The following is a 12,651-nucleotide window of genomic DNA, read 5'->3' as shown; positions in this document are numbered from 1 at the left end:
GTTCACGGGCAGGCAGAAAAAGAGCGGCACACATTTCTGCATACCGCCCAAACCAGCGACTGTCCACACACAAGCAGTCACTCTGAATTGATTCATTTTATTTTTTAGTAGAACAATCTGTTTACCGCACTGAAGATACCGCGGATAGATGCTCTCGTAATGTTAGAGCTGATGCCGACACCGTAGGTTGCCCGGCCGCTCTTTACATCCATCAGATGGATGTAGGACGCTGCCTGTGCGCCGGAACCGGAACGAAGTGCATGCTCGTTGTAGTCCAGAACACGGATCTCGATGCCAAGTGCCTCCTCGATCGCTCTCTGTACCGCATCGATCGGTCCGTTACCTACGCCCTCAACGGTGCGCTCGGTGTCATGAGCGGTAAAGGTAAGAGTTGCAACGGTTGCGAATGCGCCGCCCTCGTACTCCTTGTCTGTGATCTGGCATTTTTTGAAGTGCATCGGCTCTTTTCTGTCCAGGTAGTTTGCACGGAACTCGTCCATGATCTGCTCCGGAGCTACCTCGCCCTGCTTCTCTGCAATCTTCTGGATAATGTCAGCAAACTCTTTGTGCATTCCCTTCGGAAGACGGAATCCGTAGAAGGAATCCATAACGAAGGCTACGCCGCCCTTGCCGGACTGGCTGTTGATGCGGACAACCGGCTCGTACTCGCGTCCGATATCGCTCGGATCGATCGGCAGGTACGGAACTTCCCAGATGCCATCGGTTCTCTTCTGAAGCGCCTGCATACCCTTGCTGATCGCATCCTGATGGGAACCGGAAAATGCGGTAAATACCAGCTTGCCTGCATACGGATGTCTCGGATCAACGGTCATCTTTGTGCAGCGCTCGCAAACCTCGGTGATCTCCTTTACATTTTCCAGATTCAACTCCGGGTTGATACCCTGCGAGAACATATTGTAAGCGATATTTAATATGTCGATATTACCAGTACGCTCGCCGTTTCCAAGCAGTGTGCCCTCGACACGGTCTGCACCTGCCAAGAGAGCCAGCTCGGTCGCTGCAATGCCGGTACCACGGTCATTGTGCGGATGGATACTTAAAATAATGCTGTCACGGTTCTTAAAATGCCTGTTCATCCACTCGATCTGGTCTGCGTATACGTTCGGAGTCGTCATCTCAACCGTTGCCGGAAGGTTGATGATGATCTTATTGTCCGGGGTTGCGCCCCACTCTTCCTGTACAGCGGTGCAGATATCCAGTGCAAAATCAAGCTCAGTTCCGGTAAAGCTCTCCGGAGAGTACTCAAGGATTACTTTTCCGTCGTAATCTTTCATATATTTCTTTACCATGCGGGTACCATCGATCGCGATCTGCTTTACTTCCTCGCGGTCTGCATGGAATACAACCTCACGCTGTAAAGTAGAAGTCGAATTGTAAATATGTACGATCGCCTTCGGAATACCCTGGATGGCATCGAAGGTTCTCTTGATCAGGTGCTCGCGGCACTGGGTCAGAACCTGTACAACTACGTCGTCCGGGATAAGCTTGCGTTCTACTAACTGGCGCAGGAAATCGTACTCGATCTGGGAAGCTGCCGGGAAGCCAATCTCGATCTCTTTAAATCCAAGTTTTACCAGGAGATTGAACATCTCGATCTTCTCCTCTACGACCATCGGCTCAACCAGTGCCTGGTTGCCGTCGCGTAGGTCAACACTGCACCAGATCGGCGCTTTCTCAATCTCTTTATTCGGCCACTCACGCTCCGGGTAATCTACCACCGGAACTCTCTTATATTTCTTGTAATTTAACATGTCTTTCTCCTCCATCACTCTATAATGTACTCTTGGAGTCTTTTCTGCACCTGCTTTTGTGGCTGATTTTCCGCCAGCCGCACCCGAATTTCAGAGGCGGACGCAACGCCAACGCCTCAGAAATTTGGGCACAACTGACAAAAAAATCATCTCACAAAATCAAGCACAGAAAGATTCCGAGAGCACATTACCCCTGGTCTCTTTCCAGGTACCTCATCATCAAAAAACGCAGTTCCTATCATCCTAAGCTTTGGAGTCGATAGATCACACCGTACCTTTTAACAATGAATAAAATTACTGATTCTGGTCTAACCCCATCATAATCATCCCTTTTCTATCATAAAAGAAATTATTTCGATTATAGATTATACCATCGGAAATAAAGGATATCAAGAGAAAAACGGGGTAATTACAAGTGTTCTGGCATCTCTTGTTACTGTTCACGCACACGTGCCCAGTAACGGAATTTGCCGCGGCTTCGCATTTAAATACGGCAAATTCCCGCTGCCAGCCGGTTTCCAAAATACCCCGCCGCGCATCCCACAATCATGCCGCCCAAAACATCGGTCGGGTAATGCACATATAAATACATTCTTGAAAACGCCATCAGGATCGCCAGAGGCAGCGTGATTTTCCACCATTTTTTCGCCCCGGCAAAGTACAGAGCCGCGACTGCAGCAAACGAAGCCGCCGTATGTCCCGACGGGAAGGAATAGTCCGCCGGGCGGGCAATGAGCAGCTGAACTGTCTGGTTCACATCGCACGGACGGATCCGGCAAACCATAGGCTTTAGTAAGATATTACAGATGATCGCATCCAGACAGAGCGCTGCCGCCAGCGCAGCTCCCCATCTTCTCGTCCGCGGAATCATAAGCAGCAGGCATGTAAACAGAATCCAAATCATTCCTGCATTTCCAAGCCGCGAAATAAACACCATCCAGACATCGCCCACCGGCGTCCGCATCTGCTGAATCCAATCCAGTATTTGTAACTCCATTTTCATTTTGCTCCCTCTGTTTTTTATACAACTTTATGCGCGAGCCATCTCCGGCCCATAAAGCGGAATGTGAATACGATGCCCCGGATCGTCCAGTCTGTAAACATGCCGATCCACACCGCGATCGGTCCGAAGCCGTGGACGCGGCAGAGATAAATGCACAGCGTCACCCGGAACGCCCACATACTGATGCAGGAGAGAATCATCGAAAACCTCACATCCCCGGCAGCCCGCATTCCATATGCCGGAATAAATGCGAGCGTCCAGACGATCGGCTTTACCACCGTGATCCATCCGACCATGTAGAGACACATCTTCGCACTCTCCGGCTCCATGCCGCCCAGAATCGTGACCGGTTTCGTCGCCAGAAATACGAGCGCACAGCTTGCGATGATGACGACCTCCGCCACTGCCGTCAATTTTTTGATATAATAGATCGCCTCATCCTTGCGCCCCGCGCCGAGACACTGTCCGACCACCGTCATCATGCCGATTCCGATACCGATCGCCGCGATGCCGTTTAAGTTTTCCAGAATATTCGTCATCGCCTGGGCTGCGATCGCGATCGTCCCGAGGGTCGAGACGGTTGACTGAATCGCAAGCTTTCCAAACTGGAACATCGCATTTTCGATACCGTTTGGGATTCCCAATGAGAGAATCCGCATAATCCGGCGTCCGTCCGGACGGATATGCAGATAGTCACGCACCGCAATTTCCTGGCTGGGATTGTGCAAAAAGGCGAACACCACCACTGCCGAGATAACGCGGGAACCGAGCGTGGCAATCGCCGCACCGGCAACTCCAAGATGGAAGCCCCAGATAAGCACCGCATTTCCGGCGATATTTAACCCGTTAGAGACGACCGCGATCGTCATCGGAAGCCTTGTATTTCCTTGCGCCCGGTAGATCGAGGAACCGGCATCATAGAGGGCGATAAATGGGAACGAAAGCGCCGTGTAGAAGAAATAGGTCTGCGCTGCCTCCATGACATCCGCCTCGACGCTGCCGAAAATCAGCCGCAGCAGCGGTCCGCGTGTCAGAAGGCAGACTGCCATGACCGCCGACGAGATGCACGCCACCACAAAAGATAACTGTCTCGCGGATTCCTCCGCATTTTTCTTATCTTTCTGTCCGATGTACTGGGAGCAGACGATCGTGCCGCCTGCCGCCAGCGCATAGAATGCCTGTATCACTAAAATATTGATGGAGTCAACCAACGAAACCGCCGAGATCGCCGCCGATCCCACGTTGCTGACCATAATGCTGTCCGCTGTACCCATCAGGGAGTTTAAAATCTGCTCTACGATCAGCGGAACCAGAAGAATCCGCAGATCGCGATTGCTGAAAAGATGATTTGTCTGCTCTTGTCTGCCCATATGCTGTCCTGTAACTTTCTATATTTTATTCTCTGTCCAAATGGTCTGTTTTTCTAACGGTCAGGCATCACATGCACGGACGCCGCCGCATCTGAGACAAAATTACCCCCTTAGCATGATAACGGATACATATAATAATTCCTCACCATTTCCCTATCCTTCGTTCACCAGCGTCAGAATCCAGTACAGCCATGCCCGCACTGAACTTGACCTTCGCACGATCAGATTTTCCCCGCAGACCTGGTATTCCCGCATTTTCTTTGCAACATACTCCTTGTCTGGCACATCTCCGATCTGAAGGGCAGCCTCGAATAGATCGTGGAAAATCGGGTGTTCCAGAATCAGGCGGACGTATTCAAGCTGGCGCGCCCTATACGGCAGTTTCAAAAGCCGTCTTCCGCTCGCCGTGATATGCACTTTCACGCCGTCCTCATCCGTCTGCTTCTCCGCCAGCCCCAGATAGCGGCACGCATTGAAATAATAGTCCGACTGTCGCTCCTTAAATCCAAAAAGCTGCGCGATCTCCCCACTCGTCATTGAATTCTCGTTCAGACGTTCCACCAGTGAAATAACCTTGTAAAAACTGTCCGCCTGGATAAAGGTAACCGCCGGTTCCGGCTTGACCTTTGTCCGTGCCCAGACATCGTATAAATCATCCAGCGTGATCTCAATTTCCTCTAAGCTGTAATTTCGCTCCTGTACCAGCCGCAGCGAATTGTAATAGCGCAGATCCGTAAATTCATATTCCAGCAGGCGGAAAATATTATTCGAATACACCATAAACACCGGACGGATCGGCTTGTGTATCTTCCCCGCCCAGAGTCTCGTCGGATAATAGAGCTGCCGGATCAGAAAATTGCTGTGGACGACGTTTTTCCCCTCGATCAACGTAAATACATTCTCATTTTCAAATCCGCCGTCGATCTCGACCTGCGAATTCTGTACCTGGATAAGCGGCTTTTTCTCAATCAGCTCTGATTTTTGATAGTCGCTGACATAAAACTCAAAATTTCCAGACCCCATCCGCCCCGAAACCGTCTGCACCATGCGATCTTCGCCCAGAAAATCATCCAGAATCCCCGTGATGCTCATAACGTTGATCGCGCTGGCTTCCGAACGGATGTCATGAAGGTCGATCGACTCAAAGTAATCGGGTATCTTCGCGCTCGTCACTCGCTTGATACCGGACGGAATCTCCGGAAAATCCTGATATAAGTCAAACTCGCCCAGCACATAGCCGCCGCGCGACACCGGAAGAATCGAAATTTTCTTTCCAAACACCCGCGGCAGGGATTCCCGCGTATCAAATTTCGTCATCAAACGCGGTTCCTTGACTTCACGGATCTGGTCGGCGGTGATGTAAACCCGCCCATGTTTCTCAATTTCCCGCTCAATCCGGTATTTATCAAATAAAATTCTCCATTTATCGTCAATCAAGCTCATAATTGTGTACCAGAACTTCCTGAATCTCCCCGCGCTTCTCCGGTTTCACGTTGATCGCGCGCTTGGCATCCACGTGGTCGATGATGTAATCTTTATATAAATCCTCGATAAATTCGCAGGACGAATTGGAAAGCAGAAACTTGATGCCCTTTGCATTCAACATGTCACACTGCTCTTTTAATGCGATCTGCTCTTCCTCCCCGAAGCCCCCAGCCGTGTAGCCCGTGAACGACGCCGACGAGCTGATCGGCATATAAGGTGGGTCAAAATAGACGAACGCGCCCTTCCGGATGCCCTTTAACGCCTCGCGGTAATCGCCGCATTTGATCGTGATATTCGCTTTATTTAAATACGTATTCAGCGCATGGATAGTCGCCTCGTTCGTGATATTCGGGTTCTTATATCTGCCCCACGGAGAATTGAACTCGCCGGAGCTGTTGACGCGGAAGAGACCGTTGTAGCAGGTCTTGTTCAGATAAATAATCCGCGCTGCCCGCTCGACGTTGGTCCGCGTCTGATACGTCTCCTTGTCACGATCCCACGCCCGCACCGTATAATAATACTCCTCGCAGTTCTGTTCCTTATGTGCGTTCAGCGCCGCAATCAGCTCTTCCGGCTCTTCCTTGATCGTCCGGTATACATTGATCAGCTCTTCGTTGGAGTCATTGATCACCGCCTTGTTCGGCTGTCTCCCAAAGAGCACCGCACCGCCCCCGATAAACGGCTCATAATAGGTCGAACATTCCGGGATCAGCGGATTGATGCTGTCCAGCAGCTGCCGTTTGCCGCCTACCCATTTGAGGATGGGCATGACGAACGGATTTTTTCTTGACATCGGATAGGGTACCTCCTTCTGTTTGTCTTTCTATTCACCTACAGAACCTGCCGCCGGCAGCTTCTTCCGGATACATTGCAACACAAAAACGGGAAATCAGATGTCCGCTTGTGCTCTGATTACCCGTTTATTATAATCGTACAACTGTTCTAGTTTATTATACTTGACTTTGGGGTGGATGTCCAGCATTAGAAGTAGATGTTATCCACTTTACTATTAATTTGTTACTGTTCACTGCGTTCTCAGTAACACGCTTCGCGATGCACAGAATTTACGCTTTCTGCGTAAATTCCTTATGTATTCTCAATACTCTATCATTGACTAGTGTAGTTCTCCCCCAAACCCAAGTCACATTTTTTATGCGTTTTATTACAGTGATACACAATTGAATATCCTTTATTATCAGTAAAACTAACTGCACAGGTTCCAGCCTTCATCTCAGCCTTATGCCCATCTAAAAAAGTCACCGAATTATAGTCATGTTCTTTATCTACACCCCAAATTTTAACCTTCGGATTCTTCTTCTGGGTAGACATATAATCTGCCTGTATTTCCGCATAATATGCCCTGAGATTCGCCCAGTCTGCCGCCACCTTCGCCTTGTGCATCTGTGCCGTAAAAATCGGAATTGAAATTGATACCAGTATTCCAATAATAACCACCACTATCAATAGCTCAGCCAGTGTAAAACCTTCCCGTCTCTTCATCACAAATTTCTCCTTCTGTCAGTTTATGTTATTATACCCGTTTTTTCTCTAATGCAAATACATATTTTTAACAAAATCGATATTCATAAATCAAACAAGGCAAAAGTATGTATTTCGTTTCAGTACATCCAAATTTATCGGGATGACTCCACTTTCTCAGCCGGCCAGGATTTTCTCAGTGCCGCATAGGACACCAAAAAGTTGGCAAGCCATCCTGCCGGCACGGCAAGCCAAACAAAATCAATGCCAAAACGTGGTGCACCGATCAATGCCACGGACAGGCGGATCGCAAGGTTTACCATGTTGGCAATGAGGAATGGCCGCATGATTCCGAGTCCGCGAAGGACTCCATCGGTCGCCATTTTAATTCCCATAAAGATAAAGAAGTAACCAAGCCATCTCATATAATCCCCAGACACCTGATAAGCCAGGGCGGTTCCGTCTTTTCCAAGGAACAGTGATGAAATCTGCGTGTGCAGCGTTTCAATGACAAGGAAAGCAAGCGCCGCAAAACACACATCCAGCACCAATGCTGCGTGGTAGCCTTTTTTGATGCGCTGGGTTTTGTTTGCGCCAAGATTCTGGGAAACAAATGGGGAAACCGCATTGCCGATGGACACAAAAATCAGGGAAAAAACATTCTCCACACGCATCGTTGCCGCGTATCCGGCGAGTGCCTGTGTTCCAAAAGGATTTACCACCGCCTGTACGATCATCATACCGATGGATACGGTAGACTGCTGAAGAACCGACGGAACAGCAATCCGAAGCATCGAGCGCAGCTCCTGTCCGTCAAACCAGGCAAAGATACTCTTATACCGCCGCATCCGGTAAAAGAAAATCAAAAGTGAAAACACAGCCGAAATGCCCTGTGCGATCAAAGTTGCAAGCGCCGCACCGAACACGCCAAGTCCCAGACCGGCTACCATCCAAAGATCCATTACAATATTCAGGATTGATGAAAAGATCAGCAGTCCCAATGGAATTTTTGATTCACCGATGGAAGTGAACATGGTAGAGAGAATATTGTACATGAACAAAAACGGAAAGCCCACAAAATAGACCCGCAGGTACAGCACTGCTTCCTCCAGAATATCGGCAGGAGTCTGTAATCCGCTCATCATCGCATGGGAAAAACAAAAGCCAAAGACACCAAGGATGATGCTCAGTAGCAAAAAGCTGATCAGTGATGTAGACACAATCGTTTTCATTTTTCCATACTCTTTGGCACCGAAATAGCGGCTCACAAGCACACCTGCACCAGCACCGGCCCCCAGTGCCACACAAATGAAAACATTCGTCAGCGCTGCACAGGCGCCAACCGCCGCCAGTGCGGAGGAACCCACAAACTGGCCGACGATAATGGAGTCCGCCATATTGTATACCTGCTGAAAAAAACTGCCGAGAATCATCGGCATTGCAAAAACCGTCAACGCTTTCAGCGGCGCATCGGTAATCAAATACTCATCTTTTGACATGATCCTATTCCTCCACAACTTCCTGCTTTTTACCCGAAAGCACAAGCTTAGCAAGTACGATCCGTAATTCGTGTACAAAAATTCCGGCAAAACCAAAACAGGGTCCAGAAATAATTGGCATAACATTGTTAATTCGTTTCATAATTTCACTCATTCACTTTCTGCGCCACAGTTGCAGCTATGGTTATCCGGTGCCTCCATTGCCTTTTACTGTGTTCAGCAGCTGCTGGGAATGTATGTGTACCCAGCATAATATTTATACAAATAGCCAGTTCTTCTGTCTATTTGTATTATAAACTATCTTTAGGTTAAGATACAATCATTATGCATACAATAGGACGACATTTCCTATCATATAAAAAAGCTCCGCCTATATTTTAGTATAGACGAAGCTTCCTAATTCTAACTCCTAATCCTCCATATTTTCTTTTCTCAATAGCTCAAACAATGTCAGCAGTCCCTCACACAAAACAGGATCCAGAACCGGAATTCCTACTGTCTTTTCGATGGAGGGAGCAATACGGATACTGGACATTCCTGTACAGCTAAGGGCAATCACATCGGCACCCATCTCTTTCTGCGCAGCCGCTGCCTTCATGGTGGCTTCATATCCTCTGTCTGTCATCAAATCCAGGACACTTTCTACCCCATCTCCCTTTGCATTGTCTACAATCCGATCACCGAATATCCGCTGATATCCTGACGGTACATCTTCGGTAATCCCCAACACAGCCGGATGACTGCCAAAAAACAGACTCAACGCTGCAGTACTGGATCCCGCTCCTATAACCGGAATCGGTACAGCCTGTCTTGCCTCCGGAACTCCCGGATCACCGGCACAGCTGATAATAATAGCCTGACAGCCCTCCTTCCACAGTTCCACTGCAAGATTCACCACCTTAGGTACACCTACAGCGAATGTTTCATCGTCATGAATCCCCTCCGGTTGATCCGGAATACATCGTGACACCACCTGGAACATAGGAAAATACGATTCTATCAGCTTTCCATGCAGCTGCAGCAATTCCTCGTTCTCTGTGGTCAGCACCCGAATCAGACCAACTTTATATGTTTTCATATTATACGTCCTTTCTCTCTTGTTTCGTGAAAATAATTTCATGAAGAAAGTACTCCAGCAGCAATTGGAAGTTCTCCTTAAATCTGGAAAACTCCATCTAACATAACTAGCTTGTCATCCAAATATAATGTAGGATTCTTAATAATTCCATCCATATGGCAGTCTGCCTGATTATTTCCTCCAAATCCAACATTAGTACCAAAAGCAATATGAACCGTTTGATAAGCTTTCTCATCCTCCAGAATAACACCGATCAGTCTGGCCGCATAGTTGGTTCCAATGCCCAGTTCACACAGTGTGGCATTGTTTCTATTTCTCAAGAGAATCTCCAGTTTCTCCGCTTCTTTTCCTTGGATGCTTTGAAGAATCCCGTTCTTCACTTTCACTTCCAAAGGCTGTTCTAATAAACCGATTCCAACCATAGATCCATCAATCACCATCGTACCATTTGCTCCTGTCTCTATCGGAGCTATGTAGGACTCTCCGGAAGGAAGATTTCCCGCCTGCCCCTTTTCCCGATAGACACCAGGGCTAGATACTCCACGCCGTCCCCGAAGATCCAGCGTTAAAACATGTCCATCTTTCTCTATGCGGGCTGTATTGGCATTCGTCAATAAATCAGTCACCTGCTCTGTAAGTGCCATAACACGACTGTAATCTGCAGTCATAGCACCCATGGCAAACATTTCCTCCGTGATTCCCGGCATTGTAGCAATCCTTGCTCCAGCTTCCGCTGCCTCAATTTTGGCTCGTGTATGCGTAATCGATGTTTTCATGGGGCAAATTACCACATCCGCCGCTTTCATGGCAGCTGCCACTACAGCGGGTGGTTCCTGACCAGACACCTCTCTAGCAGTCATAGTCATTAACATAGCTTCTGCTTTCAAAAGTTTAGCCGCCTGATACAAGGCCTGACCAATGGCATACTTCTCATCATCGGTCACTATCAGTACATTCTCCCCTGGTTTGACATTCATGCAGTTTGTTAAAATATTTTTTCCAATTTCCGCCAGTTCCATCGCATTTCCCCCCCTCTTATGACAGCAGTTCCATCATAACCCGGACTGCAAGTGTCCGGGACAAAATCACCCGTTTTCCAGATAATTTTTGAAATTGTTCTTTCATTCCGATATTATAGCCAATGCAGTCCATTACCACCAGATCCACATCCATTTTCGCTGCGGCTCTAGCCGCCGCATCCAAATCATCCTGGCTACCGTAGGGAGAAGCCGGAATAATAATACTCTCCTTTACATACTGATTCCACTTTTTCTCTGTCTGATCCACGTGCTGCGGTGTTGGAACCACTACAGCGATCTTTCCTCGATTAGACAAGGCTGGCACAAGCCCATTAAGCACCTTGCACGGAAAAATCAATGGCACTTTAGAATGAAACACAGCCGGAAAATCCCCCGTGCACAAAAACAGAATCAAATTTACGCCCTGCTCTTCCAACCGTTCGATACACTGCTGCAGCTGGGGCAGAATATGTCGTTCGGCAATCATAACCGAACTTCCGTCTCGAAGTCGTGAGATTAAAGTATAATCCTCTGGTCCTGGTGCAAATGCCTGGATATCCTCCCGAGTGAGCCCATCTAATGCACCTGCCTGAATTAGTTCCACCTGCTCACCCATCAGCGGAAACAGTTCTTGTACCACATCCGTCCTGGGTGACTGCCCAATGGTTATTGCTCCAACTTTCATCTTCACCATCTTAATTTCCTCCATCTTATACTTGCCCTATCGTAACTGTTCAGTACTTTCACAGTCACGCGCAATAAATGCACAGACCTACTGAACCGTTACGTCCTATCTACAAAGGCCCCGCTGCCAGTATTTTGGCGGCGGGGTCTTTCGCATAGATTTCCTTATCTCCTTATCAGAATGACACACAATCCACAATAGGACGGTTGATGATCTTCTCTACGCCCGCCAATAAGTCCTTGTCAAACATGGGAGCCGCCAACTTCAGATGCTGATAACCCACATGAATGAGATAAACTTCTTGGCCCTGTTTCAAGTCAGATGTAGGCGTTGGCCGTCCAGTCTGGCTGTCAAATGTCATAATCAGATCAGGGAATGTGCCTTTGCGCTGTCCATCTGGTCCATCCACCGTCATGTACTCATTCCAGAAAGACATCTCATATCCACCAATCTTAACGATACCTACATCAAAGCCGCCTTCACTGCGCAGCTGATACTCCTCTACCGGACCGTGAGCCAATATCTCACCGCCTAAAAATTCACAAACCTCCTGCACACCATTTTCTACCGACTTTTCTAATCCCTGTGAATAACGGCGTCCCGTCTCAATAGCCAGTGACAAGCCCCCCACAGCGCTGTTTTTTTGCAGGAACGAAGCCTTCACCGGGTTCCGGATTACAGCCACAAGGCCTCCAGCCTCCACAGCAGCCGCCCGCACCAGTTTAGAACAATGATCAATAGAACCTGTAACTGTACATTCCACGTGTCGACCCAATTCCTTTCGTCCGCCCACACAGGTCATGGTAGTAATATAATTGGGATCACGATGAAGATTCAGGCTTCCCATCACTCCCGTAGGATGAGCACGGCCGTTGCAGGGAGCGTCTATCAGAGGGATTCCCAGCATGGATGCCTCTAGCCATCCATTGAACGTAGAACCGCCTCCATTCTCATTAGTAACGATACCTCCTGGACGAATACCCGTGCTTTGAGTAAAGAGCTCCACGCAGCGCATCATATCTGCCGGGGAGACAAACTTCTCCTGTGCGGCAGGAGCCCCTACCATAGAAGCTGTGACAACCACGGTTTCCGGATCAATCTGATCCAACGGGGTTAATTCCAGCTGGCTGAACCGCACAGCCAGATCTCCGAACTCAGCTCCGGTCTTTGCCGAACCGCCTCCACCGCCGCCAAGAATGGAGCCACCAAGAGCCGCCCAACGGACATGTTCTTCTGTCAATTTCATTCTAATATGTTCCAT

12 protein-coding genes are annotated in these 12,651 nt (G+C 48.6%); all 12 read right to left on the bottom strand.

Translation table 11 applies throughout. From position 1 onward, the window contains the following. Positions 1-104: 104 nt before the first annotated feature. The 12 genes from leuA to DWX68_RS08830 all read right to left on the bottom strand — a co-directional run bounded on the left by leuA (position 105) and on the right by DWX68_RS08830 (position 12,651). Positions 105-1,772 carry a 2-isopropylmalate synthase gene (gene leuA / locus DWX68_RS08880; RefSeq protein ID WP_118471458.1) on the bottom strand — a complete coding sequence of 556 codons (1,668 nt, stop codon included), beginning with the start codon at positions 1,770-1,772 and terminating at the stop codon, positions 105-107. Between the two features lie 484 nt (positions 1,773-2,256). Further along, on the bottom strand, positions 2,257-2,769 hold the full coding sequence (locus tag DWX68_RS08875) for a phosphatase PAP2 family protein (RefSeq protein ID WP_118629216.1): 513 nt from the start codon (positions 2,767-2,769) through the stop codon (positions 2,257-2,259). 23 nt (positions 2,770-2,792) lie between these two features. Beyond that, a complete protein-coding gene (locus tag DWX68_RS08870) occupies positions 2,793-4,145 on the bottom strand; it encodes an MATE family efflux transporter (RefSeq protein WP_107000719.1) in 1,353 nt (450 codons plus the stop codon). A gap of 153 nt (positions 4,146-4,298) precedes the next feature. Next, positions 4,299-5,588, bottom strand: a complete 1,290-nt coding sequence (locus DWX68_RS08865) for a hypothetical protein (RefSeq protein ID WP_118629138.1) — start codon at positions 5,586-5,588, stop codon at positions 4,299-4,301. Then, positions 5,575-6,423: a DNA adenine methylase gene (locus tag DWX68_RS08860; protein ID WP_118629136.1), complete on the bottom strand. Its 849-nt coding sequence runs from the start codon at positions 6,421-6,423 to the stop codon at positions 5,575-5,577. Before DWX68_RS08860 ends, DWX68_RS08865 begins: the two co-directional genes overlap by 14 nt. 314 nt (positions 6,424-6,737) lie before the next feature. Next, positions 6,738-7,130: a prepilin-type N-terminal cleavage/methylation domain-containing protein gene (locus DWX68_RS08855; RefSeq protein ID WP_118629134.1), complete on the bottom strand. Its 393-nt coding sequence runs from the start codon at positions 7,128-7,130 to the stop codon at positions 6,738-6,740. A 134-nt stretch (positions 7,131-7,264) separates the two neighbouring features. Next, positions 7,265-8,608, bottom strand: coding sequence for an MATE family efflux transporter (locus tag DWX68_RS08850; RefSeq protein ID WP_118629132.1), 1,344 nt, complete (start codon positions 8,606-8,608; stop codon positions 7,265-7,267). Between the two features lie 4 nt (positions 8,609-8,612). Then, entirely contained in the window at positions 8,613-8,750 is a 138-nt protein-coding gene (locus DWX68_RS14685) for a hypothetical protein (protein ID WP_181357196.1), read from the bottom strand. Between the two features lie 267 nt (positions 8,751-9,017). Then, positions 9,018-9,686 (bottom strand): aspartate/glutamate racemase family protein, encoded by a 669-nt coding sequence (locus tag DWX68_RS08845; protein ID WP_118293648.1) that lies wholly within the window; start codon positions 9,684-9,686, stop codon positions 9,018-9,020. A gap of 77 nt (positions 9,687-9,763) precedes the next feature. Then, a complete protein-coding gene (locus tag DWX68_RS08840; RefSeq protein WP_118629130.1) occupies positions 9,764-10,705 on the bottom strand; it encodes an aminopeptidase in 942 nt (313 codons plus the stop codon). A gap of 16 nt (positions 10,706-10,721) precedes the next feature. Further along, positions 10,722-11,399 carry an AroM family protein gene (locus DWX68_RS08835; protein ID WP_227589689.1) on the bottom strand — a complete coding sequence of 226 codons (678 nt, stop codon included), beginning with the start codon at positions 11,397-11,399 and terminating at the stop codon, positions 10,722-10,724. Positions 11,400-11,565: 166 nt separating this feature from the next. Beyond that, a complete protein-coding gene (locus DWX68_RS08830) occupies positions 11,566-12,651 on the bottom strand; it encodes a DUF917 family protein (RefSeq protein WP_118471474.1) in 1,086 nt (361 codons plus the stop codon).

Origin of the sequence: Clostridium sp. AF20-7, assembly GCF_003479275.1 — a bacterium.
GTDB lineage: Bacteria > Bacillota > Clostridia > Lachnospirales > Lachnospiraceae > Otoolea > Otoolea fessa.
Note: the sequence above shows the minus strand (reverse complement) of the source record. Positions and strands in the feature narration are given on the sequence as shown.

What these genes read in the sequence shown, in the direction of transcription:
- DWX68_RS08860 (WP_118629136.1), bottom strand. Translation starts at nt 6,423, where the DNA reads ATGTCAAGAAAAAATCCGTTCGTCATGCCCATCCTCAAATGGGTAGGC.
- DWX68_RS08865 (WP_118629138.1), bottom strand. Translation starts at nt 5,588, where the DNA reads ATGAGCTTGATTGACGATAAATGGAGAATTTTATTTGATAAATACCGG.
- DWX68_RS14685 (WP_181357196.1), bottom strand. Translation starts at nt 8,750, where the DNA reads ATGAAACGAATTAACAATGTTATGCCAATTATTTCTGGACCCTGTTTT.
- leuA (WP_118471458.1), bottom strand. Translation starts at nt 1,772, where the DNA reads ATGTTAAATTACAAGAAATATAAGAGAGTTCCGGTGGTAGATTACCCG.
- DWX68_RS08855 (WP_118629134.1), bottom strand. Translation starts at nt 7,130, where the DNA reads ATGAAGAGACGGGAAGGTTTTACACTGGCTGAGCTATTGATAGTGGTG.
- DWX68_RS08840 (WP_118629130.1), bottom strand. Translation starts at nt 10,705, where the DNA reads ATGGAACTGGCGGAAATTGGAAAAAATATTTTAACAAACTGCATGAAT.
- DWX68_RS08835 (WP_227589689.1), bottom strand. Translation starts at nt 11,399, where the DNA reads ATGGTGAAGATGAAAGTTGGAGCAATAACCATTGGGCAGTCACCCAGG.
- DWX68_RS08830 (WP_118471474.1), bottom strand. Translation starts at nt 12,651, where the DNA reads ATGGAACATATTAGAATGAAATTGACAGAAGAACATGTCCGTTGGGCG.
- DWX68_RS08875 (WP_118629216.1), bottom strand. Translation starts at nt 2,769, where the DNA reads ATGGAGTTACAAATACTGGATTGGATTCAGCAGATGCGGACGCCGGTG.
- DWX68_RS08870 (WP_107000719.1), bottom strand. Translation starts at nt 4,145, where the DNA reads ATGGGCAGACAAGAGCAGACAAATCATCTTTTCAGCAATCGCGATCTG.
- DWX68_RS08845 (WP_118293648.1), bottom strand. Translation starts at nt 9,686, where the DNA reads ATGAAAACATATAAAGTTGGTCTGATTCGGGTGCTGACCACAGAGAAC.
- DWX68_RS08850 (WP_118629132.1), bottom strand. Translation starts at nt 8,608, where the DNA reads ATGTCAAAAGATGAGTATTTGATTACCGATGCGCCGCTGAAAGCGTTG.